The 24959-nt window shown below is 64.2% G+C and carries 24 protein-coding genes and 1 pseudogene; 7 read left to right on the top strand and 18 right to left on the bottom strand.

Features of this window, described 5'->3' with window-relative positions:
- Nucleotides 1-50: 50 nt before the first annotated feature.
- Entirely contained in the window at nucleotides 51-953 is a 903-nt protein-coding gene (locus tag TU75_RS02810; RefSeq protein ID WP_003234560.1) for a LysR family transcriptional regulator, read from the top strand.
- A 30-nt stretch (nucleotides 954-983) separates the two neighbouring features.
- Here TU75_RS02810 and trhA read toward each other — a convergent pair whose 3' ends face one another.
- Nucleotides 984-1601 carry a PAQR family membrane homeostasis protein TrhA gene (trhA, locus tag TU75_RS02805; protein WP_003234562.1) on the bottom strand — a complete coding sequence of 206 codons (618 nt, stop codon included), beginning with the start codon at nucleotides 1599-1601 and terminating at the stop codon, nucleotides 984-986.
- Between the two features lie 147 nt (nucleotides 1602-1748).
- On the opposite strand from trhA, the gene TU75_RS02800 reads away from it, so the two are divergent.
- On the top strand, nucleotides 1749-2669 hold the full coding sequence (locus TU75_RS02800; RefSeq protein ID WP_015373201.1) for a LysR family transcriptional regulator: 921 nt from the start codon (nucleotides 1749-1751) through the stop codon (nucleotides 2667-2669).
- A gap of 32 nt (nucleotides 2670-2701) precedes the next feature.
- Here the strand turns inward: TU75_RS02800 and madM are convergent, their stop codons facing one another.
- The 17 genes and pseudogenes from madM to pilG form a co-directional block, all read right to left on the bottom strand.
- Entirely contained in the window at nucleotides 2702-3466 is a 765-nt protein-coding gene (gene madM, locus TU75_RS02795; RefSeq protein ID WP_060548149.1) for a malonate transporter subunit MadM, read from the bottom strand.
- 1 nt (nucleotide 3467) lies between these two features.
- On the bottom strand, nucleotides 3468-3872 hold the full coding sequence (gene madL, locus TU75_RS02790) for a malonate transporter subunit MadL (protein ID WP_003234565.1): 405 nt from the start codon (nucleotides 3870-3872) through the stop codon (nucleotides 3468-3470).
- 67 nt (nucleotides 3873-3939) lie between these two features.
- Nucleotides 3940-4839, bottom strand: coding sequence for a malonate decarboxylase subunit epsilon (gene mdcH / locus TU75_RS02785; protein ID WP_060548148.1), 900 nt, complete (start codon nucleotides 4837-4839; stop codon nucleotides 3940-3942).
- Entirely contained in the window at nucleotides 4836-5432 is a 597-nt protein-coding gene (locus TU75_RS02780) for a malonate decarboxylase holo-ACP synthase (protein WP_060548147.1), read from the bottom strand. The genes mdcH and TU75_RS02780 overlap by 4 nt, the downstream gene beginning before the upstream one ends.
- Nucleotides 5426-6196, bottom strand: coding sequence for a biotin-independent malonate decarboxylase subunit gamma (mdcE, locus tag TU75_RS02775; protein ID WP_060548146.1), 771 nt, complete (start codon nucleotides 6194-6196; stop codon nucleotides 5426-5428). Before mdcE ends, TU75_RS02780 begins: the two co-directional genes overlap by 7 nt.
- Entirely contained in the window at nucleotides 6193-7035 is an 843-nt protein-coding gene (locus TU75_RS02770; RefSeq protein ID WP_015373203.1) for a biotin-independent malonate decarboxylase subunit beta, read from the bottom strand. Before TU75_RS02770 ends, mdcE begins: the two co-directional genes overlap by 4 nt.
- Nucleotides 7028-7327, bottom strand: a complete 300-nt coding sequence (locus tag TU75_RS02765) for a malonate decarboxylase subunit delta (protein ID WP_060548145.1) — start codon at nucleotides 7325-7327, stop codon at nucleotides 7028-7030. Before TU75_RS02765 ends, TU75_RS02770 begins: the two co-directional genes overlap by 8 nt.
- Nucleotides 7327-8160, bottom strand: a complete 834-nt coding sequence (locus TU75_RS02760) for a triphosphoribosyl-dephospho-CoA synthase (protein WP_003234576.1) — start codon at nucleotides 8158-8160, stop codon at nucleotides 7327-7329. Before TU75_RS02760 ends, TU75_RS02765 begins: the two co-directional genes overlap by 1 nt.
- Nucleotides 8161-9831, bottom strand: coding sequence for a malonate decarboxylase subunit alpha (gene mdcA, locus TU75_RS02755; protein ID WP_060548144.1), 1671 nt, complete (start codon nucleotides 9829-9831; stop codon nucleotides 8161-8163).
- A gap of 162 nt (nucleotides 9832-9993) precedes the next feature.
- Nucleotides 9994-10191: pseudogene (locus TU75_RS02750) on the bottom strand (hypothetical protein); the annotation flags it as partial.
- Complete coding sequence (locus TU75_RS02745; RefSeq protein ID WP_060548143.1) at nucleotides 10154-10783, bottom strand: nucleotidyltransferase domain-containing protein; 630 nt, start codon at nucleotides 10781-10783, stop codon at nucleotides 10154-10156. The pseudogene TU75_RS02750 and the gene TU75_RS02745, both read right to left, overlap by 38 nt.
- A gap of 566 nt (nucleotides 10784-11349) precedes the next feature.
- On the bottom strand, nucleotides 11350-11805 hold the full coding sequence (locus tag TU75_RS02740; protein ID WP_041931662.1) for a chemotaxis protein CheW: 456 nt from the start codon (nucleotides 11803-11805) through the stop codon (nucleotides 11350-11352).
- A complete protein-coding gene (locus TU75_RS02735) occupies nucleotides 11798-17617 on the bottom strand; it encodes an Hpt domain-containing protein (RefSeq protein WP_060548142.1) in 5820 nt (1939 codons plus the stop codon). Before TU75_RS02735 ends, TU75_RS02740 begins: the two co-directional genes overlap by 8 nt.
- Before the next feature lie 90 nt (nucleotides 17618-17707).
- Nucleotides 17708-19759: a methyl-accepting chemotaxis protein gene (locus tag TU75_RS02730; RefSeq protein WP_060548141.1), complete on the bottom strand. Its 2052-nt coding sequence runs from the start codon at nucleotides 19757-19759 to the stop codon at nucleotides 17708-17710.
- On the bottom strand, nucleotides 19756-20280 hold the full coding sequence (locus tag TU75_RS02725) for a chemotaxis protein CheW (protein WP_060548140.1): 525 nt from the start codon (nucleotides 20278-20280) through the stop codon (nucleotides 19756-19758). Before TU75_RS02725 ends, TU75_RS02730 begins: the two co-directional genes overlap by 4 nt.
- Before the next feature lie 12 nt (nucleotides 20281-20292).
- On the bottom strand, nucleotides 20293-20658 hold the full coding sequence (gene pilH / locus TU75_RS02720) for a twitching motility response regulator PilH (RefSeq protein ID WP_003234583.1): 366 nt from the start codon (nucleotides 20656-20658) through the stop codon (nucleotides 20293-20295).
- Between the two features lie 46 nt (nucleotides 20659-20704).
- Nucleotides 20705-21112: a twitching motility response regulator PilG gene (pilG, locus tag TU75_RS02715; RefSeq protein WP_003234584.1), complete on the bottom strand. Its 408-nt coding sequence runs from the start codon at nucleotides 21110-21112 to the stop codon at nucleotides 20705-20707.
- 240 nt (nucleotides 21113-21352) lie between these two features.
- Between pilG and gshB the strand changes: the two genes are divergently transcribed.
- The 5 genes from gshB to pyrR all read left to right on the top strand — a co-directional run bounded on the left by gshB (nucleotide 21353) and on the right by pyrR (nucleotide 24943).
- Entirely contained in the window at nucleotides 21353-22306 is a 954-nt protein-coding gene (gene gshB / locus TU75_RS02710; protein WP_003234586.1) for a glutathione synthase, read from the top strand.
- A 76-nt stretch (nucleotides 22307-22382) separates the two neighbouring features.
- On the top strand, nucleotides 22383-23288 hold the full coding sequence (locus tag TU75_RS02705; protein WP_003234587.1) for an energy transducer TonB: 906 nt from the start codon (nucleotides 22383-22385) through the stop codon (nucleotides 23286-23288).
- 67 nt (nucleotides 23289-23355) lie between these two features.
- The gene (locus TU75_RS02700; RefSeq protein ID WP_060548139.1) at nucleotides 23356-23925 is read left to right on the top strand and encodes a YqgE/AlgH family protein; all 570 of its coding nucleotides are present in this window, start codon (nucleotides 23356-23358) and stop codon (nucleotides 23923-23925) included.
- Complete coding sequence (ruvX, locus tag TU75_RS02695; protein ID WP_003234589.1) at nucleotides 23925-24362, top strand: Holliday junction resolvase RuvX; 438 nt, start codon at nucleotides 23925-23927, stop codon at nucleotides 24360-24362. Before TU75_RS02700 ends, ruvX begins: the two co-directional genes overlap by 1 nt.
- Nucleotides 24363-24436: 74 nt before the next feature.
- The gene (gene pyrR / locus TU75_RS02690; protein WP_003234590.1) at nucleotides 24437-24943 is read left to right on the top strand and encodes a bifunctional pyr operon transcriptional regulator/uracil phosphoribosyltransferase PyrR; all 507 of its coding nucleotides are present in this window, start codon (nucleotides 24437-24439) and stop codon (nucleotides 24941-24943) included.
- Nucleotides 24944-24959: the final 16 nt, after the last annotated feature.

The following is a 24959-nucleotide window of genomic DNA, read 5'->3' as shown; positions in this document are numbered from 1 at the left end:
CGACAATGAATAAAGATGGTGCACCTATAAACAAAGGTTATGGACTCGCCATGCGCTTGCGTCATATCGAAATCTTCCAGGCTATCCGCCAGACCGGCTCGGTCAGCGCTGCGGCGCAGTTGCTGCACGTCTCGCAACCGGCCGTCACCAAGGTATTGCAGCATGCCGAACTGCAACTGGGCTTCCCGCTGTTTCTGCGGGTACGCGGCAAATTGCAGCCCACGCCGGAAGCCCTGGCGCTGGAGCGCGAAGTCGAGAAAGTGACCGAGAGCCTGCAGAGCGTGAGGCGCCTGGCCAGGAGTTTGCGCCGCGCGCCGGGACACAGCGTGCGTATTGGTGCGATCCCGGCACTGGCATTGTCGTTGTTGCCGCCAGCGGTTTTGGAATGGCGGCGCGACTACCCGGACATCGCCTGCGAGCTGTCCAGCGACCACAGCCGCGAGCTGGTGCAGAAACTGTTGATGCGCGAGATTGACCTGGCGCTGACGCTGAATTTTTCCGGCCATCCGGGGCTTACCACCCAAGTACTGGCCAACGGCGTGCTGGTGGCGCTGGCGTCCAAGGGTTACTGGCCCGACGCGCAGCTGAGCCAGCCATTGCCCCTGGCCGACCTGGCGGGAGCTCCGCTGATCGGCCTTTCCAGCGCCGACCCGTTGGCCACCAAACTCGACAGTTACCTGGAAAATGTCAACCCGCCACCGCACGTGACGATATCGGTGCAGACTTACTCGCTGGCCCGCGCCATGGTCGAGTCCGGCGCCGGCCTGACCGTGATCGACCCCTTTACCGCGCTTGGCGCATCCACCGCCACCACCTGCATCCGCACACTCACCCCGCCGCTGCCGATCACCCTCTACGCCCTGACCCGGGCCGACGAGCCGCCGCCGCATATGCTGGCGAAGTTGCTGAACATCGCCAGCCAATGGGCACAAAAACAGTTGGCTACGCTATAACGGCAGAAGCGAGCGCCTGCCGTCTATGGATCAGAGCACGTAATGCATGATCGCCACAAAATGCAGCAGGCTGCCGCCGATCACGAACAAGTGCCAGATCCCGTGGGAATGCCGCAGCCGATCTTCCAATGCAAAAAAGATAATGCCCACCGTGTACAGCACTCCGCCCGACGCCAGCCACGCAAACCCCGCCGTGCCCAGCGCGGCGAGCAGCGGCTTGACCGCCACCAGCACGATCCAGCCCATCACGGCATAGATCACAATCGACAGGATCCGTGCTTCGGAGCGCGGCTTGATCTCCTGCAGGATGCCGATCACCGCCAGCCCCCACACAATCCCGAACAGCGTCCAGCCCCACGGCCCGCGCAGCGTCACCAGGCAAAACGGCGTATAGCTGCCAGCGATCAATAAATAGATCGAAAAGTGATCAACCTTCTGCATGATCTCTTTTCGCCGGCCCTGCACGCTGTGGTACACCGTCGAGGCGCTGTACAGCACCATCAACGTAAAGCCATAAATCGCCACGCTGACGATCTTCCAGGGGCTGCCGTCCAGGCTCGCCACCACCAACATCCACACGGCGCCCACACTCGCCGCGACGGCTCCGAGCAAATGGCTCCAGGCGTTGAATCGTTCTCCGTGGTACATCTGTCGTCAACCTCACGTCACCCAAAAGAACAAGCTGGCAAGCGTCCAGCCTTGCGCATCAGAGTGCAAGTGCCGTGTGTTGTTCCTGACTGGGAGCGCCGCGCGTTTGCAGGCACAATCGAGCGCATTCGAACCCGAGCCATGGCCATGCTGATCGACGAAGAGTTCACCCTCAAGAAGCTGGAAATCTTTCTGGCGTTCATGCGCACCGGCAACCTGGCCCGCGCCGCCGCCGAGTTGCACACCAGCAACGTCAGCGTGCACCGCGCCATTCACTCCCTGGAAAACGCCCTGCGCTGCCCGTTGTTCAAGCACGAGGGGCGCAACCTTACGCCGCTGGAAAGTGCCTATGTGCTGGAAGAACGTGCACAAAAACTGGTGGCCGACGTGGTCGACAGTGTGCGCCTCACTCGCGAAGCCGCCGGTTTCTCCGCCGAGCGTTTCAAGCTCGGCTCGCTCTACTCGCTGACCGTAAAGACCGTGCCGCAACTGATCATGGGCCTGAAGATCCGCCGCAGCGAACTCAACATCGACCTGATCCTGGGCTCCAATTTCGACCTGCTCTACAAGCTCAAGAACATGGAAGTGGACGCGATCCTCATCTCACTGGACGAACACGCCAACGACCCCGACTGCGAGCAGATTGCGCTGTTTTCCGACGATATTTTCCTCGCCACGCCCGCCGACTCACCCTTCGACCGCGAGCAGGAGATCGACCTGGCCGATGTGCGCGACGCCACTTTCATCACCCTCACCCAGGGCTTCGCCACCCATCAGGATGGCAATCGCGTATTCAAGCAGGCGGGGTTCGAGCCGAAGGTGGCGATGCAGGTCAACGACATCTTCACCTTACTGAGCATGGTCAGTTCCGGCGTGGGTTATGCCCTGCTGCCCGGGCGGATTGCGGCGGTGTACGAGAACCGCGTGAAGCTGATACCGCTGCAAGCCAGGTACCGCTTGCAGCAGCAGATTGGGGTGGTGTTCTTGAAGGCCAAGGAGCGAGATCCGAACTTGCTGGCGTTGCTGGCGGAGTGTCGGATGTATGCCAATCGGCAGCTGCGAGCCTGATAGCGCCAGACCCGCCGCCACCCACCTCGAATTCAGCCCACCAGCCCCCGCACAATGAAGTACAACAACGAAGGCCCCAGCAAACACCCAAGCCCGGTATGGAACGTCGCCGTCAACGCCCCATACGGCACCAACCGCCGGTCCGTCGCCGCCAGCCCCGCCGTCACCCCGCTGACCGTGCCGGCCAATCCCCCAAAAACCATCGCCGAACGCGGGTTGTCCAACCCCATCCAGCGCGCCGCCACCGGCGTGCCCACCATCACCAGAATCGCCTTGATCAACCCGGTGGCAATCGACAGCGCCATCACATCCGAGGTCGCGCCAATCGCCGCACCGGTTACCGGGCCGACGATGTACGTCACGGCGCCCGCGCCGATGGTGGTCATGCTGACCGCATCGCGATAGCCAAACACCCAGGCCATGCTCGCACCGACGATAAACGGCAGGACTGTGCCCAGCAGCAGCGCGACCACACCGATCATCCCGGCCTTGCGCGCTTCGGTGGCCTGCACCTCAAACGCGGTGGCGACGATGGCGAAGTCACGCAGCATTGCGCCGCCCATCAGGCCGATGCCGGAGAACAGCGCCAGATCCGCCAGGCCCTTTTGCCCGCCGGTCAACGTGCCGCCCACCCAGGCCAGCACCAGGCCAATCACGATGGCAATCGCCGAACCGTGAATGCGTCCGAACGTGAGGCGTTTGGACAGCACCACCGACATCCACATGACAACGCCGACGAAGGCAAACGCGGTGATCAGACCGTTATGTTCCAGGCCTTTCTCGATGAGGTCCCACATGTCAGCGACCTCCCGCAGCGAGGATCAACGGCTCTTCGGGCGGCAACGGCTCGCCCTTGTGTGTGCGGCTGATCAGGGCGATGGTGCACCCGCATACCACCACTGAACCGATCGCCGCGAGTACCGCCACCGGGCCGCCGTGCAACGCGGTGACCACGTTCTGTTGCGCCGCCATCGCCACCACTACCGGGATGTACAGGGCGCCCCAGAAGCCCACGCCCATTTCGCAATCCTTGGTCATGCCGCCGCGCTTTTGCATCCACAAACGCGCGCAGATCAGCAGGATCATCGCGATCCCCACCCCGCCCACATTGGATTTGACACCCAGCAACACGCCCAGCATGTCGCCCATGATCACGCCCGCCAGCGTGCAGATCGCCAGCAATGCCACACCGTAGATAATCATTGTCGTTGTCCTCAAAGTGTCGTTCGAACGTTTTTGTTGTTGTGCTTCGAAAGCCTTGGGTGGTGCTTTATCGGTGGCGGCGTTCCTCCTCTTGCAGCAGGGCCTGAAGGGTGTCCAGGCGCGCACCTTCGCAGGCGATCACCGTGCCCTGGTCAAACACGCGACGTGACAGGCCGGTGAGCACGGCGCCGGGGGGCAGTTCGATCTGCAGGCGCACACCGCGCTCGTAGGCGCTTTGCACAGTGCCGCGCCAGTCGACGATGCGGCACATGTTGAAGGCCAGGTCATCGCGCAACTGCTCGGGGTTGTGAATGGGCCGCGCGCGGGTGCTGCTCAGGTAGGTGATACGCGGTTTGGTGAGGGGCACGAACGCCTGCGCCAGCGCCTGGGCTGATTGTTCAAGCAGCGCGCAGTGGGACGGCACGCTGACGGCCAGGCGCCTGGCAACGCCATTGCCCTTGATGCGGTCGGCGACGCGCTGCATGGCCTCATCGCTGCCGGCGATGACGGTCTGGTTATCGGCATTGATATTGGCCAGGTACACCGGCGTTTCGGCGCTGTGGATCTCGGCCAGCAGGGTTTCGACGGTGGATAACTCGGGGCCGATCAGCGCGGTCATGCCGTAGCCCTGGGGATAAGCGCTTTGCATCAGCTCGCCGCGCAGGGCCACCAGCCTGAGCGCATCGGCAAAGTCCAGGGCCCCGGCGATCACCGCCGCCGGGTAGGCGCCGATGGACAGGCCCGCGACGTAATCCGGCGTGTGCTGCAACAACCGAGCGTGGGCGACGCCTGCGATCAACAGGCACAGCTGAACGGCGCGGGTCGAGGCGAGGGCCTGCGCCGAATCGAGTTGGCGCACCTCTTCACCGAGGGCAGCGCTGGCCTCGTCCAATACCTCGGCGGGCAGTTGCGCAAGCATGCCCGACCGTTGCGCGCCCTGCCCCGGAAACACCAGCAGACTGCTCATGCCACGGCCTGCCAGGGATCGGTAACCAGCTGCGCACCGCCGCAGGTTTTGAGCAGCACGCGGCGCGACTCGCCGGCCCATTCGCGCAGGGCCACGGCGCCGGACGGGGTTTGCAGTTGCAGGTCGACGACGCACCCCGCTGTGTCGAGGACGGCCAGCAGGTCCCGCGCGTCGCCGCGCTCAAGCCGCTCGGGGCTGCGCAGAATCAAATCCAGATCGCTGTGGGCATGCAGTGCTTCAATGCCAGTCGCCAATTCAAAGCCGGCGCTGCCGGTGACGCCCCAGGCGTACTGACCCAACAGCGGGCGCAGGTGATCGAGCGCGCGCAGCGCCGGGAGGTCCCGGGGCGAAACCACGGCGCCGAGCGCTTCCGGCGCCACCCCCCGTGTCACCTGCGCAATGGGCATCAGCGTGGCAAAGCGCTGCTCGCGCAAACGCCCGCGCACACCGACCGCCACCTGGCCCGGCGCGACAAGGGCGCGGCGCACCACCACCGGATGGTCGGCGCTGATGGCCTCCACCGCCCAGGCTGGGGCGTCGGCGGGCAATTGCGCCGGGGTCATGCCCCAGAGCAGGTCGTGGGCGTTCACCATTGCTCCCGCAGCAACTGGCGCACATGGCTGGAGGCGGCGCGATTGCTGGCGCCCAGGCGGCCGCTCAAGTCACGACCGTCTACATCCCGGATGGCCTTGAGCAGGCAGTCACCGACCCGCGCCACATCGTCCGCCGTGGGCTGTTCGATCTGGCTGACCGACAGGGTCTCCCACAGCAGGCCAAGGCTGGCAAAGCTTTCGATGTCGTAGGCCATGGGCGGCACACTGGCGGCCAGGGCTTCGAGCTCCTCGACACTGCGCAACGTCACCCGCGCGGCCGAGGCCTTGCCCATGGCATGCACCATCACGCCCGGATCGCGCAGGGCAATCAACCGGTTGGCCTGGTAGCCGTGGGCGAGAAACGCGCCGGACATGGCCTTGCCCACCAGCAGCGCGATCACCGGGTGCCCGGCCAGGCGTGCGCGGGCATAACTGTCGGCGGCGGCGGCCAGGGCCTGGTGGATGCCGAGGGCTTCTTCGCGCCGGCCGTAGGCCTGGCTCGGCACATCGACGATGGCGATGATCGGGCGCTGGTCGCCACGGGCGATGGCATCGTCCACGGCCTTGGCCAGGCCCCAGCCCTCCAGCAGGCCGACCTCGCCAGTGCGTGCACGGGGGAAACGGTTATCCGGGTCGGTGACCACGGCAATAAAGCGCACCGGCTGCCCACCCAACATGCCATCAGCGACTTTCAGCGAGGCCGGTAACCCTGCGACCGCTGCTGGGCCGGCGCTCAGTGCGTTAAACCACTGCAACCCTCTCATGAGCGTTCTCCCTGATACAGCGCGCGAACCGTAGCCGCATCGATGTGCGGCGAGGCATCCAGCTCGTTCAAACGCGCCAGGTAATGCTCGGCCTGCCGGCTGCGTTGCTGTGCGGGCACGCCTTGCTGCAACAGCGCGGTGACGGTCTGCTGGAGCTGCGCCACATCGTCGGCCACGTAACGGTCGGCCAGGCCGCTGTTGAAGCGCTGCTCGCCACCGGTCAGGCTCCAGATAAAGGGGCGGTCGCGGGAGTCGTATTCTTCCAGGCCCGCTTCCTGCTCGATCACTTGCGGGCCATTCAGGCCCAGGCGTGCTTCGCGGGTGACCACCAGATAGCTGCACAACCCGGCCGCGATGGACATGCCACCGAAGCAACCCACACTGCCCGCCACCACGCCGATCACCGGCTGGTATTGGCGCAGGTCGACAATCGCCGCGTGAATATCGGCAATCGCGGCCAGGCCCAGGTTGGCTTCCTGCAGGCGCACGCCGCCGGTTTCCAGCAACAATACGGCGCGGGTCTCGATACCCTTGCGGTTGTCTTCAGCCGCCAGTTCCAGCGCCCCGGCGATTTTTGCGCCGCCCACTTCACCGAGGCTGCCGCCCTGGAAATTGCCTTCAATGGCGGCGATCACCACCGGCAGACCGGCGATGCTGCCCTTGGCGATCACCACGCCGTCATCGGCCTGGGGCACCACGCCCTGACGGCTGAGCCACGGGGACATGACGCGTTGAAACGGGTCGATCAATTCGCGAAACGTGCCGCTGTCCAGCAAGGCCCTGGCGCGCTGCCGGGCACCGAGTTCGACGAAGCTGTGTCTGCTCAGCAAGTCAGTCATGGCCGATCTCCTCGAAGCCTTGCTCCAGGCGCAGGCGCACCACGCCCGGGGTGGCGCCGAAATCATGGATCTCGATGTTCAACGCCGGGGGCGTAGGTTGCTGGAAGATGCGTTCGAACAAGTGCTGCCAACGCAGCTGCGCGCCGTTCACCGAGGTCTGCACCTGGATGCTCAGCGTGCCGGGCGTGCCCGGCTCCAGCAGCACTTCCAGGTCGCCCGAGCCGACGCAGCCCACCAGCGCACGGCCTTTGGGCGGCTGCCCGGCAGGGAATTCAAAGGACAGGGTTTCCATCACAACGCTCCGTCGAGGCGGTCGATAAACAGGCAGGCGGCCAACAGGTCGGCGGCGCCACCGGGGGAGGCGTTCAGCGCCAGCAGTTGCTGGTCGAGTGCGTGCAACTGGCGGCGCCCGGCGAGGGTGGCGCTGCCGCCAGCGTCGAGCACAGCCCGGGCGCCCTGCTGCATTGCCCGCTGACCTTCAAGGCCGGCGCGGTAGAGCACGCAGGTGTCGGCCAGGTCGGTCATGATCGCGAGCAGGGCGTCCAGGCGCGCGTTCTGTTCGCCGGCATGCTGCTGACGGCTTTTGTGCAGTTGCGGCAGGCCGCGTTGCATCACCGAAGGAAACCCAAGCTGGGCTTCTTCACGGGCCCCGCGCGCGCCGTAACGCTGGGCAACCTGGGCACCGTGGCTTGCGGTCTGCGGCGCATGGCGGTCGTTGAGCAGGGCCAGTCTGGCGGCGTTCAGCGTAATGGCGCGTGGCGCCAGCGCAGCGGCGGCGGTGAGCAGGCCGAGCGCCCAGATCGCCCCGCGATGGGTGTTCACGCCGCCCGTGGTGACGAGCATCGCCTGCTCGCCTTCGCGGCCGATACGACCGAGGGCTTCGCGCAGGGGCACGCCTACCTCGCCGCATTCCAGCGCCGCTTCAGCCATCGCCTTGAACATCGGCCACAGCGACAACGCCGACGCATGCATCAGGCCCAGGTGCAGATCGCGGTGGGCGCCGTTGCCACGACGGTCCACCAGTGCGGGTTTGGGCGACAGGTCGGCTTCATCGATCAGCGCATCGACGGCCAGATCGGCAAGACGATCGGCCAGGCTCAGTTCATGCAGTTTGAGAGCGCGCATTTACCAGCTCCTGAATTTGGCGGGCGGGTTGTACAGGCCACCGGACCAGTCCACCAGGTCGGCCACGCTCTTGGCGGCCAGCAGCTCGCGGGTGGCGTCGGTGCGGCGGATGCCGAGGTCTTCGGGCAAGGCGATCAAGCCTTCGCGGCGCATGCGCGCGGTGTCCTTGGGGTTGTGACGCAGGCCGATGGCGGTGACCCCGGCAACCGCGGCGATCATCGCCTGGCGCTCTTCGAGGGAGCGCGCCTTGTACAAGTAGGCGATGCCTTCTTCGGTGAGCAAATGGGTGACGTCATCGCCGTAGATCATGATCGGCGCCAGGGGCATGCCGCTTTTACGCGCCACGTCCACCGCATCGAGGGTGTCGACGAAGGTGGGCTTGCCGCCTTCCTGAAAGGTCTCGACCATTTGCACCACGAGTTTCTTGCCGCGCTCAAGCAACGCTTCAGGCGCGTCGCCGTGGCGCATGTCCAGCCACGCCGGGGTGCCGTGGCGACGACCGCGCGGGTCGTGGCCCATGTTCGGCGCGCCACCGAAACCGGCGAGGCGGCCACGGGTGACGGTGCTGGAATGGCCGTCGCCGTCCACTTGCAGGGTGGCGCCGATGAACAGGTCCACCGCGTATTGGCCGGCCAGCTGGCTGAACATCCGGTTGGAGCGCATTGAGCCGTCGCGGCCGGTGAAGAACACGTCCGGGCGGGCGGCGATGTAGTTTTCCATGCCCAGTTCGGTGCCGAAGCAATGCACGCTTTGCACCCAGCCGCTTTCGATGGCGGGGATCAGCGTAGGGTGCGGGTTGAGGGTCCAGTTGCGGCAGATCTTGCCCTTCAGGCCCAGGGATTCACCGTAGGTGGGCAGGATCAATTCAATCGCGGCGGTGTTGAAACCGATGCCGTGGTTGAGCGACTGCACGTTGTGTTTTTCGTAGATGCCACGGATCGCCATCATCGCCATCAGCACATGCACCGGTTTGATATGGCGCGGATCGCGGGTGAACAGCGGTTCGATGTAGAACGGTTTGTCGGCCACTACCACGAAATCCACCCAACTGGCGGGGATGTCGACGCGGGGCAAGTCACTGACGTCGTCCACCAACTGATTGACCTGCACGATGACGATGCCATCGCTGAAGGCGGCAGGCTCGATCAGCGCCGGGGTGTCTTCAGTACTGGCGCCGGTGTAGATGTTGCCAGCGCGGTCGGCCATGAACCCGGCCGACAGCACCACGTTGGGGATCAGGTCCACCACCAGGCGCGCGTAGAGTTCGATGTAGGTGTGGATCGCGCCGATTTCCAGCAGGCCGTCTTCCAGCAACTGGCTGATGCGCAGGGATTGAGTGCCGGCGAAAGAGAAATCCAGCTTGCGCGCGATGCCTTTTTCGAACAGGTCCAGGTGCTCGGAGCGACCGACGCTGGGCATGATCATGTGCAAATCGTGAAGTTTGGCGGGGTCGGTCTTGGCCAGGGAACGGGAGAGGAAATCGGCTTGTTTCTGGTTATTGCCCTCCAGCACCACGCGGTCGCCGGGGAGGATCAGCGCCTGGAGGGCTTCGACGATCCTGTCGCCGGGCAACACGGCCCCGTCTGCGAAGTGCGAGACCAGCCCGAGCCGCCGCCGCTTCTCGTCGCGCCGCCGCGTCCAGCGCGCGTTCGGGGTGCTTGTTGTTGTCATGGTTGCTCCACGGGTTTGCTGTCGTGGGCTTACCTTAGGAGTGAATGGGCGGGGCTATCAATCAAGCTGGGCGGTGGAACGTTACGGTTGGAGTAATGGAGTATCAGCAAATGCTGACTTGGGCTGAGTGAAGATCAAAATGTGATGTTCAGTGGATAGCGGTCGCAAGGCTGTGAGAGCCATGGCATGAGCGGCGTTGTAAGCCAGGTCAAAACGACTGGCGAACGATAGCTGCGCGGTCGCGGCGTCTTTCAACCGGTCACGGGCCGAGCGCATCAGCCCATCACACTCATTGCGATCCGGCGGCTCGACTTTCAAACCACTACGTTGCAGATTCTCCAGGTTTGCCTTGCTGTCCATCCGTGGATTCCAGGGGTGTTCCCCCAATCAGATTGATCTTGTCCTGCTGCAAGACCCGCTGCACAAAACTGTTGCCGGCATTCCATTTGCCGATCCAGTCTTGAGGGGTGTAAAGCGTCGGGTTGATGGTGCGGCCCAATTGCTCTTCCAGCGGCATGAGCTGCTCCATGACTTCACTGTAGTTGAGGCTTTCGCCGATCAGCATGAGATCTATGTCACTGGATGAGTGCGCCTCATCTTTGGCGATGGAGCCGTAGATAAACGCCCAAGTTATCCGCGCGGCGAACGGTGCCAGTGCGTTGCGCAATGGCTCGTCCAGGCCAAGCGTCTTGCGTACGATAGCCAGCAACTCCGAGTAGATCGGGCACAGAGGGTTGGCCTGGTAATGGGTCTGGTTGCCCTGACGCGTCACGCTCAAAATACCGGCGAGCTGTAAACGCGTCAGCTCGCGGGTGAGACTCCCCTTACCCACCTGAGCCCAGCGCGCGATTTCATTGGTGAAAAAACTTTTCTCGGGCTTGCCGAACAGAAGGCCCAGCACTTTTTGCTGAGTGACGGTGAAAAGCGCGGTGCTGAGCGATAGGGTTTGCATGGTGATGGCCAGAGAGTCCCAATAAGGGAACGATAGGACCCTTTTTGGGAACGATCAAGTGCAAATGCGGGATGGGCTTGCTCCCGACAGCAGGCGTTCAGTTGATGAACTGGTAACTGACACACCCCTATCGGGAGCAGGTTTCGGTGGTTTGCTGGGGGGTGAACAGTTTCGTCGGACTTGCACGTCCGTGTCACCGTTTTTTGCGATGACGGAGCGAAGACTAGGCGCGCGGGCCGTGCTCAACAAGTTCATGCACAGCCCAAAATCCTGCAGGAAAATTCCGAGAGCCGTATTCGAGCGCGATTGAGTGTCGCAGGCTCCTTTCGCGCAGCAAACTGGAGCTTCTGTGGCGAGCGGGCTTGCCCCGCGTTGGGGTGCGAAGCGCCCCCAATCCAGCAACACGCGGTGTACCTGATACGGCTCAGCGCCTGGTTTTGGGGCTGCTGCGCAGCCCAACGCAGGACAAGCCTGCTCGCCACAGGGAATCTGCGCTTAACTGAACGGCATCAGGGCAAGCCGGCTCCCACATTTGGATCTTCACAGGAATATGCACAGGTGGGTAATCAGGCCAGGCCGGACTCGACCAGCAGCGCTTCAAGCCCCATCAAATCCGGCACCCTTGCCACATGCTCGCCCACCTGCACCGCCGCCAGTTCCAGCGGGCACAGGGGCACGTCGACGTAGCTCAATTCGCTGTCGAGTTTGTACGAGCGGGGAATCCCCTGAATCACCAGCGCGATGAACTTCAGCGTTGGCCGACCGCCGAGGGCGTTCAGCACCACGATGCGCGAACGCTCGCCGGTCAGGCTGGCCTCGCCGCACACCGCTTCAAAGCTGATCAAGGGTATTTGCCGATCACGCCAGGTTACCTGCCGCAAATACCACGGCGGTGCGTCACTGGCCGGTTCGCCGCGCTGGAAGTCGATCAGTTCGGCCACGGCGACGTTGGGCAGTATCAGGTGCCGGTCGGCCAAGGGCAGCAGCAGGCCGGTGAGTTGGCTGGCGCGGTGGTCAAGCATGGGACGTGCTCCAATAGGCGATGCTTTCCAGCAGCACCGACTCCTGGTACGGCTTGCCGAGGTAGTCGTTGACGCCGATGGCCATGGCGCGGTCGCGGTGTTTCTGGCCGGTGCGCGAGGTGATCATGATAATCGGCAGGCGCATCAGCCGTGGGTCATTGCGCACCTGGATCGCCACTTCGAAGCCGTCCATGCGCGGCATTTCGATGTCGAGCAGCATCAGGTCCGGGGTGTGTTCCTCAAGCACGGCCAGGGCGTCGATGCCGTCCTTGGCGGTGAGCACGTTCATGCCGTTGCGCTCCAGCAGGCGGCTGGTGACTTTGCGCACGGTGACCGAATCGTCCACCACCAGCACCAGCAGCGGACGTTTTTTCAGCGGGTCGTTGAGCACCAGCGGTGCCTCCAGCGCCTGCGCCGGCAACGCCGGTTGCCGCGCGCGGATATGCGCCAACAGATCGATGATCAGCACCACGCGGCCATCGCCCAGGATCGTTGCGCCGGACAGCCCCTGCACCCCGGCAAACTGCGGCCCCAGGCCCTTGACCACAATCTCGCGCGTGCCGGCCATGGCATCCACATGCACCGCCACGCGCCGCTCATTGCAGTGCACCAGCAACACCGGTACCGGCTGGTACTCGCCCAGCAGCTTCGGACGGCCGACGGTGTGCAGCAGGTCGCCCAGGTAGAACAGCTCATAGCGCTGACCGGCGTATTCGTAACACGGCGGGTCCTGCTGATAATGCCCGGCCAGTTCATGGGGGGGCACGCGCACCAGACCTTCAATGGTGTTGAGCGGGATCGCGTATTGATCGTCCGCGCACTGCACCATCAACGCCCGGTTGACCGACACGGTGAACGGCAGGCGAATACGAAAATGCACGCCGGCTCCCGAGGTCGAATCGATCACCATCGAGCCGCCCAGCTGGCGCACTTCTTCATGCACCACGTCCATGCCCACGCCACGCCCGGAAATCTGTGTGATTTTCTCGGCGGTGGAAAATCCCGGCTGCAGGATGAACTGCAACACGTCGCGGTCGCTCATTTCCTGATCGGGTTTGAGCAGCCCGCGCTTGATGGCCTTGCGCCGCACCGCGTCGAGGGGTACGCCGGCCCCGTCGTCGCGCATGTCGAATACAATGTCGCCGCCTTCGTGGGTCAGGTCCAGGCTGATGCGTCCCGTCTCGGGCTTGCCCGCCAACAGGCGCGCCTCACGCGATTCCAGGCCATGGTCGACGGCGTTGCGCAACATGTGCTCGAGCGGCGCGACCATGCGTTCCAATACGTTGCGGTCCATCTCGCCTTCGGCATTGCCGACCACGAACTCCACATCCTTGCCCAACTCTTGCGCCACCTGACGCACGATGCGCTTGAGGCGCGGCAGCATGCGCTCGAACGGCACCATGCGCGTGCGCATCAGGCCTTCCTGCAAGGCGGTGTTGATGCGCGCTTGTTGCTGCAACAGGTCATGGGCGTCCTGGTTGCGGCGCTCAAGGGTTTCCTTGAGGTCGAGCAGGTCGCTGGCCGACTCGGACAGCGCGCGGGACAACTGCTGCAACTGGGAGTGGCGGTCCATTTCCAGCGGATCGAATTCTTCATAGCCCAGGCGTTCAGCCTCGGCCTGCTGGCGGCTGAGCAGGCGGCCCTGGGTTTCGCTGTCGAGCCGGCGCAGTTGGTCGCGCATGCGTTCGATGGTGGTTTCCACCTCGCTCAACGCGGCACGCGCGTCGTTGACCTGCTGTTCGATACGGCCCCGGAAAATCGAGGTTTCGCCGGCCAGGTTGACCAGGTCGTCGAGCAGGTCGGCGGAGATCTTCACCATGTCGGCGTTGGGGTCGACGGCCGTTTCGCTCTTGCCCGCCGGCAACGCCACCGGCCCCAGCGGTTGCGCGCTGGGCTGCACCAGGCTTCTGATGCGCGTGATCAGCTTGTCCACTGAGCCCACCGGCAGGCCATCGGCGACCGCGTCGATCATCTGCGCCAGGCGGTCGTGGCAGCCTTGCAGCAAGGCAAACAGTTCGGCAGACGGCGCAAGCAACCCGGCGGACAGCCCTTCGTAGAGAAATTCCAGCTCATGGGCCAGGTCGCCAATCGGCGCGATCTCGACCATGCGCGCGCCGCCCTTGAGGGTATGCAGATCGCGCAGCAGGGTTTCGACTTCCTGGCGGCCGCCCGGCTCGGCCTGCCAGCGCAGCAGCGCGGCGCCGGAGCTGTCGAGGATATCGGCGGCCTCTTCGAGAAAGATATCCAGCAACTCGGGGTCGGCACTGGCGGCCTGCGCAGCGGCAACCGGTGCGGCCGGCGCACTGGCCTGGCGCAGCGCACGCAAGGTGTCGATCAGTTCGCGGCTATCGCTCAACGGCTGGTGGTCGTGCAGCGCTTCCAGCTGCAAGGCCAACTGCTCGTGACTCGCCATCAGCAGGCGCGACAGTTCGGCCGAGTAGCTGTAGCGGCGGTCCACCAGACCTTCGTACACACACTCAAGCTCCTGGGCCAGATCGCCCACCGGCTCGATTTCGGCCATGCGCGCGCCGCCCTTGAGGGTATGCAGATCGCGTTGCAGGGAGGACAGCGGCGCGGCGTTTTCCGGGTCCAGCAGCCAGCGTTTGAGGGACTGGCCGGCGCTGTCGAGAATGTCCACCGCCTCTTCGAGGAAGATCTCGACGATCTCATCGTCCATCGCCGTTTCCTGCTCCAACCGCGCCGTGGCGGCGCCCAGTTCGGCGATGTTCGGGACGCTATGGCCGTCGCGGGTGATCAGTCCGGTGGCGGACGGGTCGAGCGCATCGTCAAGCAACTCGCGCAGAGCCTGCAAGCGAGCCGGCGCCGGGCTGATTTCCTGACCGGCGGCCAATTGGTCGAGCATGTTGATCAGTGCTTCGTGGGCCTGTTCGGCCTCGTGGAAAAACTGCGCGCTGACCGCCAGGCTGCTTTCTTCCACCGCGCCGTAGAGGTCGAGCAAGGCTTCGCACAATGCGTCGATGGGGTGCAGGTCGGCGAGGTGTGCGCCCTCCCCCAGCGTGGTCAATTCGTCCAGCAGTGCGCTCAGTTCCTGACGCTCGCCGGGGTGTTGCTGCCAGCGGCGCAGCAGGCTTTCGGCATCCAGCAGAATGTCCATGCCCTGGGCCAGGAAGTTGCTGATCAACTGCGGGTCGCGCTTGATGCGCAGGCCCGTGCCCGGAGCGTCGAGCAAGGCTTGAAGCTGCTGGTCGAGCAGAACCTGGGTGCGGTTGATCAGGTCCGTCGCGCCTTCGATCGGCGCCAGCGGGTCGTTGTGCAACTGGCGCAGGCCTTGCTGGAACAGGCCTTCGGCTTCCAGCAACAATTCCACTTCGTCCAGGTCCAGCGGCAAGCGGTGGGCCTTGTATTCGCGGGTCAGGTGATCGAGCGGGCGAGCCAGCTCGGCAATGGGCAACACACCGGCCATGTAGGCGCTGCCCTTGAGGGTGTGCAGCGCGCGTTGCAGGGCGTCGCTCACATGCAGCGGAACATGTTCGGCCGCCTGGTGCAGAAAGAGGTTGAGGCTCTCGAGGTGGCTCTGGGCTTCGTTGCGGAAAATCTCCAACAGCATCGGGTCGTGGGGTTCGACGGCGTGGGTTGGCGTGCCGCTGGCCAAGGCGTGGGCGCGCGCGGCCAGGGCGTCGACTTCATCGCGCTGGTGCTGGTCGTCGCTGGCAAAATCGGCGATCAGCTCCGGCAGCAGGGCCACGCTTTCATCCAGCACCTGTTGCACGTCGGCGCCAAGAACCACGCTGCGCTCCAGCACGCGGTTGAGCAGGTTTTCTACGGCCCAGGCCAGCTCGGCCAGTACCAGCGCGCGCACCATGCGACCGCTGCCCTTGAGGGTGTGGAAGGCGCGGCGCATTTCAGCCTGGGCGGTTTTGTCGGCACTGTTGGGCAGGTCACGGTGCAGCACCTCGAGGACTTCTTCGGTTTCTTCGAGGAAGACTTCGCGCAGTTCATCGTCGATGGGGGCTTCGTCGGCGGGCGGCGGCAACAGGCTGCCGGGGCGTTGTCGGGCCGGCGGGTTCAGGCGTGAGGTGGGGCTGGCCAGGGCGTCGAACTGCGACTGGCTCGGCGCTTCATCGCCCGCCAATGCACCCTCCGGCGCCACCAGCGCCTGGCGCCAGGGTTTGGCCGCAGGCAGGTAGCCCAGCGCGGTCAGGCCCTGGGTGGCCATTTCCAGCACCCGCTCGCCGTCGGCGTCGGGGTCCTGGAGCATGCGTTCGAGGTAATACTCCAGGCTGCTGATCACCTCGGCAAAATGCTCCAGCTGCACGGCGGACGGCGCGGCCTCGTTGACCATCAACTGTTTATTCACGTAATCGGCGCAGCCGCGCATCAGGCTTGCCGCGCGGGGCAAGGGGATCATGGCCAGCGCGCCACGCACCTGACTCAGCAGCTCCGGCAGCGACTCCAGGTGCTGGCGGTCCCAATCGGCTTCGAGGCAATCGATCACCAACTCCCGGGCTTGCTTGAGACACTGGCAGGATTCGCGGATCACCAGCTGGTGAATCTGCGTCAGGTCGGTGGTGGGCAGGCGGCTCTCTTCGCGGCCCTGCGCCTCCACGGTGCCGACCATGCCCGCCAGCGTGGCTTCGACGTAGAGCAACGCGCCTGCCACGTCCATCAGCACCGGGTCATTGGGCTCGCGCTGACCCTGGGCCAGGCTCTGCACCACGGCCAACTGGTCGATGATCACTTTGCGCGGCTGGCCGAAGCCCAGCACCGCCAGGGTGTCGGCGATCTGGCGCAGCGGCGCCAGCAGCGCGTCAAGGTCGCCGATGTGCTGGCGGTCGCTGCGCACGAACAGGTCCAGCCGCTCCTTGACCCGCACCAGCTCCTCACACAACGCACCGAGCACCGAGCCCATGGCATTGCGGTCCGGCCCCGCCAGGCGCGCGCGTTCGGCATCCACCAGCGCGCTGTCGGGCAAAGCGTCATCCAGGCCGTAGCGCTCCCGCAAACTCTGCATGCGCGGCGTAGGACGGGTGACCTTGGCGACGTAGAACAACAGGCTTTTGAGCAAGCCATCCGGGGCCAGTTGGTTGATCCCGCCTATGCCCTGGGCGAGCAGGCGTTTGAGTTGTTTGCCACTGGCCTTGAGCAGGCTGCGCAACGCCGGGCTGTTGGCGATCACGCCGGTGAGCATGCCCTCGACCAGCGCCGAGGTGACTTGCCACAAGGGCAGCAGCGGCGCGCCCTGGCACAGCGCTTCGAGGCGCGCGAACACCCGCGCCATGTCTTCCAGGTTGCTTGGGTCGTGGTCCTCGCGCAGCAACCCGGCCAGCGCCTGTTGCAGCCAGTGCTGCCACTGGCGCAATTGCTCGTGAAGCTCGGGCTGATCGCGCTGGGCCAGGGCGTCGTCGGGCAGCGGTGCAATCGACAGCAACTGCGGGCTGAACAGGCTGGTTTCCGACAACAGGCTTTCGCCACGGGCGCTGCGCAGGTCGTTGAGCAGCGGCAGCACCACCAGCGGCAAATCGCGCCGGGCGCTGTGTACGCGGTCCAGATACAGCGGCAGTTGGCCAAGGGCTTGTTGCAGCAGGCGGATGCTTTCGTCGCGCTGGCTGACGCGTTCGGCCTGCAGCGCCAGGGCCAGTTCCTCGATCTCTTCGGCGAGCAGCGCCGCGCCGTAGAACTCGACCATTTGCAGCGCGCCATGCACTTGATGGATGCACGCAAGGCACTCGCCCAGGGCGTCGGCGTCGCGGGTTTCGACAAACGCGTCCAGCGCCGAACGGGCCTGTTTCAGGGTTTCGGCAATGTCGCCCTTGACCCATTCGAGGGCCACGTAGTCGTGCCGATCAACCATAACTGCTCCGCTTAGAATTCGTGGGTTGCTGGTGGTGCCAAGAACAATGGATATCCCACATTTGAACTGTGGTGTTCTTGAGATAGCATTTCAATCGTCGACCGGCTTGGGCGGCGGAAGGGTGAAACCCGACACCGAACGCCGCAACTGGCTGGCCATTTTTGCCAGGTTGCCGATGCTCTCGGCGGTCGCCGTCGAGCCCGATGAGGTCTGGGTGGTGATCTGCTGAATCACGTTCATGGTCAGGGAGATCTGCCCCGCCGACGACGTCTGTTGCTGCGCCGCGTTGGAAATACTCTGGATCAACGCCGCCAGGGTCTTGGACACGCCTTCGATCTCCTCCAGCGCCACGCCGGCGTCCTGGGCCAACCGCGCGCCGCGCACCACCTCGGTGGTGGTCTGCTCCATGGAAATCACGGCTTCGTTGGTGTCGGCCTGGATCGCCCGCACCAGGGTTTCAATTTGCCGGGTGGCGGCCGATGAGCGCTCGGCCAAGCGTTGCACTTCGTCGGCCACCACGGCGAACCCGCGCCCGGCGTCACCGGCCATGCTCGCCTGGATCGCGGCGTTCAGGGCGAGGATGTTGGTCTGGTCGGCAATGTCGTCGATCAGGCTGACGATATCGCCGATTTCCTGGGACGACTCGCCCAGACGCTTGATGCGCTTGGCGGTGTCCTGAATCTGTTCGCGAATGTTGTCCATGCCGTGGATGGTGTTGTGCACCACCTCGTTGCCTTTGTTGGCGATCTCCACCGAGCGCTCCGCCACCGCCGAGGATTCGGCGGCGTTGGCCGAGACGTGGTCGATGGATTGGGCCATCTGGTTGATCGCGGTGGAGGCTTCGGCGATCTGCTGGGCCTGATGCTCCGAGGCCTGGGCCAGGTGCATGGCGGTGGCCTGGGTTTCTTGCACGGCACCGGCAACCTGGCCCGCCGTGAGGTTGATGGTGGCGACCAGATCGCGCAGCTGGTCCACGGAATAGTTGATCGAGTCGGCGATGGTGCCGGTGAAGTCTTCGGTCACCGAGGCCGTCACGGTGAGGTCGCCGTCGGCCAGGTCTTCGATTTCATCGAGCAGGCGCATGATCGCGTTCTGATTGCGCTCGTTCTTTTCGGCGGTTTCACGCAGTTGGCGGTTGGTTTCGCGCACCATCACCAGGCCGATCAGGATGATCGAGGTCAGCGCCAGCAAGCCCAGCACGTAGCCGCCGATGGTGTCGAAGCTGCGTCCGCTGGCGAGGTTTTCGAAACCGGTGGCCAGGTGCGAGGCTTCATCGAGCAGGGTCTGCGACAGGTTGAAGATGTTGCTCGCCGAGGCGCGCACCTGGAACAGCTGCGGCGAGGTTTCGAGGATTTCATCCACGGAGCCCGACACGAACTCGAACAGCTCGGCGATTTCCGTCAGCCGCGCGCGGGCGTCGCGGTCTTCGACCTGGGTGATGCGCAGCCCGGGGTTGCCGTTGAGCATGCCATTGAGCACCACGCCAAAGCGGTTGGCGTCGCGGCCAAACGCATCGGCGGCCTGCACGGCGGTTTCGTCGCCGGCGAGCACCGTGTTGACCGCGCCCAGAATACGCTCGGCCAGCAACGACTGGCGCTGGGCCAGGGCCACCTGACTGGCCGGGGCACCGCGCTGCAGCAGGATGTCGACGACCTTTTCCGATTCCATCTGCAACTGCGGCACGGTTTCGGCCAGGGTCGCGGCCACCTGGTGCAGGGACAGCACCGTTTGTTCGCTGGCGAGGATAGCGTCGGTGTTCTTCAGCAGCGCTTCCCAGTCGGTCTGCACCGCGCGCATTTCGTTGCGCACGGCACTGGGTGCGGCGGGCAGGCCGGTGTCCCGGTCACCTTTTTTCAGGTAGCCCCAACGTTGCGCGAAGTCGTTGCGTGCCTCAGCGAGCAGCTTGAAGGCCGCCGCCTTGCCGGCAGCGGCTTCGGTGGCGTTCTTGGCGATGCGCTGGGACAGCACGCGCAGCTCGCCGGCGTGGCCGATGTACTGCTTGTCGTAGGTGGACTGGGTATTGAGGTAGGCGAAGTTGGCGAACAGCAGCATGATAAACACGATCAACGCGATGAACAGCACGATGATCTGTGAACGGCTGCGCGACGCGGCCTGGGGCCTGGGCGTGGTCGGGGTGGTCATGCGGCAACATCCATAAAGCCCGAGGCATCGGCCAGGGCGAAGGGGCTGAACACCTGCCACTGCGACTCGCCGTCGAAGCGGCCCTGGATATACGGCGTGTCGGGGCGGGCATCGCTCACCAGCGCGTCTTGTGCGAAATGCTGCATCCCCACCACCTCGTCCACCAGCAGCCCGACAAACAGCTCGTTGAATTCCACCACCAGTACCCGCCGCTGCTTGCGCGCCCTGGACAGCGGCAGGCCGAGGAACCCGCCCAGATCCATCACCGGCAACAGTCGCCCGCGCAGGTTGGCCACGCCCTTGACCCAGGGTTTCACGCCGGGCATCAGGGTGCAGCGCGGTTCATGCAGCACCTCGGCGACTTCGCCTATGGGCGCCACATACCAGTGCTGCCCCAGACGAAAGCCGATGCCGCTCCAGCGCTGCAGGCGGGTTTCCTGGGACGGCAGGTCGGCGGCCAGCAGGCGACAGCGGCGGTCGATGTCCAGCAGCAGCTCGAAGGCGGTGTGCGACTCGGTCATGATGGCGTGCCGTCAGCCGGCCAGCACCTTGTTGAGGGTGGCGATCAGGGTGTCTTCGTCCACCGGCTTGGTCAGGTAATCCTTGGCGCCCTGGCGCGCGCCCCAGATCTTGTCGGTTTCCTGGTCCTTGGTGGTGATAATGATGATCGGGATGCCGTTGGTTTCCGGCTCCTTGGACAGTTGGCGCGTGGCCTGGAAGCCGTTGAGACCGGGCATCACGATGTCCATCAGCACGGCGTCGGGTTTTTCCTGACGGGCCAGGGCCACGCCGTCCGCGCCGTTCTCGGCTTTCAGTACCTGGTGGCCGTGCTTTTCGAGCATGCCGGTGAGTTTGTACATTTCGGTCGGCGAATCGTCGACGATCAGAACACGTGCCATGGTTTTCCCCACTACATTGGTCGGCGCCGGCCCTCGGGGGACGGCGTCAGTGTGCTTGTTCTACTGCGGCAAACCCCGGCACGCAGGCCTTGATCGCGCCCAGCAGTTCTTCCTTGCTGAACGGCTTGGTCAAAAACTGATCGACCCCCACGATGCGACCCTTGGCCTTGTCGAACAGACCGTCCTTGGACGACAGCATGATCACCGGGATCGCCTTGAACGCCGGGTTGTTCTTCACCAGCGCGCAAGTCTGGTAGCCATCCAGGCGCGGCATCATGATGTCGACAAAGATAATGTGCGGGTGATGATCGACAATCCGCGCCAGGGCATCGAAACCGTCGATGGCCGTGATCACGTCGCAGCCCACGTTCTTCAACAGGGTCTCGGCGGTGCGGCGGATCGTTTTCGAATCGTCGATCACCATCACTCTCAAGGCGTTGGAATGCTGTTCCATAGTTGCTCTACCATCGCCACGGCGAATCGGTTTTTCGTGCGTGCTGCCTGATGTCGCACAGCATGAGCGCCGCAAGCCTTGGAATTCAAGGGCTGGTGCGCTGTGGCAGTCTTTTTAGCACAGTCTCGGGGGTGCAATCTATCGAGGCACCCGCCCGGTGGTTTTTCCTTGACCCACAACAGCCACAGCGCCACTCTGACGCCACTTTTTATGCGCCCTATCTGCAGAGGAAAATCCCCCATGAGCGTTCGCGTCGGCATTGTCATGGATCCTATCGCCAGCATTTCCTATAAAAAGGACAGCTCGCTGGCCATGCTGCTGGCCGCCCAGGCACGCGGCTGGACTCTGTTCTATATGGAGCAGCGCGACCTTTACCAGGGCGACGGCGAGGCCCGTGCCCGCATGCGCCCGCTGCAGGTGTTCGCCAACCCCGAGAAGTGGTTCGAGCTGCAGGACGAAATCGACAGCCCGCTGAGCGATCTGGACGTGATCCTGATGCGCAAGGACCCGCCGTTCGACATGGAGTTCGTCTACTCCACCTACTTGCTGGAGCAGGCCGAGCGCGCCGGCGTGTTGATCGTCAACAAGCCGCAGAGTCTGCGCGACTGCAACGAAAAGCTGTTCGCCACGCTGTTCCCACAGTGCACGCCGCCCACCGTGGTCAGCCGTCGTGCCGATGTGCTGCGTGAATTTGCCGCCAAACATGGGGATGTGATCCTCAAGCCGCTGGACGGCATGGGCGGCACCTCGATTTTCCGTCACCGGGCCGGCGACCCCAACCTGTCGGTGATTCTGGAGACCCTGACGGTGCTGGGCACCCAGCAGATCATGGGCCAGGCCTACCTGCCGTCGATCAAGGACGGCGACAAGCGCATCCTGATGATCGACGGCGAACCGGTGGATTACTGCCTGGCGCGGATTCCGGCAGCGGGCGAGACGCGCGGCAATCTGGCGGCGGGTGGGCGCGGTGAAGCGCGTCCGCTGTCGGACAAGGATCGCTGGATTGCGCAACAGGTCGGCCCGACCCTGCGCGAGAAGGGCCTGCTGTTCGTCGGCCTGGACGTGATCGGTGAGAACCTCACGGAAATCAACGTCACCAGCCCGACCTGTATTCGCGAGATTGATAATGCATTTGGCACGAACATCGGCGAAATGCTGATGGCCGCGATTGAGCGCAAGCTGCAATCCAAGTGACATAGACCGCCGGACACACGCCAACATTGCGTTATCATGCCCCACCTGTGAAACGCGCGATGTTGGTTTTTTTGTCATGACGCTCCCGCCCGAACTGCCCCCCGAACTCTCCCACAACAGCGTGCGCCCGGCTGATCGGCTCGGATTTACCCTGTTTCTGGCAGCGTTGATTCACCTGGCACTGATTCTCGGCGTGGGCTTTACCATGGTCGAGCCCAGGCAGATCACGCGGACGCTGGAAATCACCCTCGCCACGTTCAAAAGCGAAAAAGCACCCGAGAAGGCCGATTTTCTCGCCCAGGAAAACCAGCAGGGCAGCGGCACACTCGACAAGAAAGCCGTGCCCAAGACCACTGAAGTGGCGCCCTTCCAGGACAACAAGGTCAATAAGGTCTCCCCGCCTCCGACGCCAAAGCCTGAGGTCAAACAGGCCACGCCCAAGCCTGCCGTCACCACCGTCGCGCCCAAACCGCAGAAAGCGCCGGTGCAACGTGAAAAAACCAGAACCGACCCGCAGCCCGAACCGGCAAAGCCGGCACCGACGTTCGACAGCTCGACCCTGTCCGACGAGATCTCCAGCCTGGAAGCCGAACTGGCCCACGAACAGCAGCTGTACGCCAAGCGCCCGCGCATCTACCGCCTCAACGCGGCCTCGACGATGCGCGACAAGGGTGCCTGGTATAAGGATGAGTGGCGCAAGAAGGTCGAGCGCATCGGCAACCTCAACTATCCGGAAGAAGCGCGGCGCCAGCAGATTTACGGAAATTTGCGTCTATTGGTGTCAATCAACCGTGATGGCACCCTGTACGAAGTTCAGGTGCTGGAGTCCTCCGGACAGCCGCTGCTGGACCAGGCCGCCCAGCGCATCGTGCGCCTGGCCGCGCCCTTTGCGCCGTTTTCCGGCGACCTGAACGACGTGGACCGCCTGGAAATCATCCGCACCTGGAAATTCGCCAAGGGTGATCGGCTGTACAGCAACTGATGACAATTGCCGTGTGCAATTCATCCCCGGCTTGTCAGGTCGCCCCTCCGCCGCCACACTACCGGACATGAAAAATGTCAGCCCGACCTACCTCAAGCACCACTTCCTGATCGCCATGCCCCACATGGCCGACCCGAACTTTGCGCAGACCTTGACCTACATCGTCGAGCACACCGCCAATGGTGCCATGGGGTTGGTGGTGAACCGCCCGCAGGAGCTGAACCTGTCCGATATCCTTGAGCAATTGCGCCCGGAGATCGACCCGCCCTCCAGTTGCCAGAGCGTGCCGATCTACATCGGCGGGCCGGTGCAGACCGATCGTGGCTTCGTCCTGCACCCGACCGGGCCGACGTTCCAGGCCACGGTGGACTTGGACGGTGTGTCGCTGTCCACCTCCCAGGATGTGTTGTTCGCCATCGCCGACGGCGTGGGCCCGGAGCAAAGCGTGATCGCCCTGGGCTACGCCGGCTGGGAAGCCGGGCAACTGGAGGCGGAGCTTGCGAGCAACGCCTGGCTCACCTGCCCGTTCGACGCCGACATCCTGTTCAATACAGCCAGCGAACTGCGTCTGGAAGCGGCCGCCGCCAAGCTGCGGGTCAACCTTAACCTGCTGACCAGCCAGGCGGGGCACGCCTGATGGCTTTGCGCTTGATCCTGGGGTTTGACTACGGCACCAAACAGATCGGCGTGGCCGTCGGCCAGGTGATCACCGGCCAGGCCCGCGAACTGTGTACCTTGAAGGCCCAGAACGGCGTGCCGGACTGGAATCAGGTCGAAGCGCTGATCAATGAATGGAAGCCCGACGCCGTGGTGGTCGGTCTGCCCTTAAACATGGATGGCACCCCCAGCGAGATGTGCCTGCGCGCCGAGAAATTCGCGCGCCGTCTCAATGGCCGCTACAACCTGCCCTTCTATACCCACGATGAACGCCTGACCACCTTTGAAGCCAAGGGTGAACGCCGCGACCGTGGCGGGCAGAAGGGCAGCTACCGCGACAACCCGGTGGACGCCATCGCCGCCGCGTTGTTGTTGCAGGGCTGGCTGGATGAAAACACGGCTTTATTTGCATCCTGACTGACGCGGCATGCCGCGTCTTTTTACGTTTGAGCCCGGACCTTGCCTGTGCGAGGCCAACCAAGGAGCCCCCCATGAGCCTGCCCAATCCCGCCGAACTGATCACCCAGATGGCGACACGCCTCACGGCCCACCTGAAACACCGTGGCATCAGCGAACCGCGCTTCATCGGCATCCGCACCGGCGGCGTGTGGGTAGCCCAGGCTTTGCTGACCGAGCTGGGCAGCGAGTCGCCACTGGGCACCCTGGACGTGTCCTTCTACCGCGACGACTTCAGCCAGAACGGCCTGCACCCGCAAGTGCAACCCTCGGCGCTGCCATTTGAAGTGGAGGGCCAGCACCTGGTGCTGATTGACGACGTACTGATGAGCGGTCGCACCATTCGCGCGGCCCTGAACGAGCTGTTCGACTACGGGCGCCCGGCCAGCGTGACGCTCGTGTGCCTGCTGGACCTGGACGCCGGCGAATTGCCGATCAGCCCGGACGTGGTCGGCGCCACGCTGTCTTTGGCAGCCCACCAGCGGGTAAAATTGTCCGGTCCCACGCCGCTCGAACTCGAACTGCAAGACCTCGCCCTTTAAACCGCCTTGTAAAGAG

It is taken from the genome of Pseudomonas poae, assembly GCF_001439785.1.
GTDB lineage: Bacteria > Pseudomonadota > Gammaproteobacteria > Pseudomonadales > Pseudomonadaceae > Aquipseudomonas > Aquipseudomonas poae.
The sequence above is the reverse complement of the archived record's forward strand: the minus strand, read 5'-3'. Positions and strand labels throughout refer to the sequence as shown.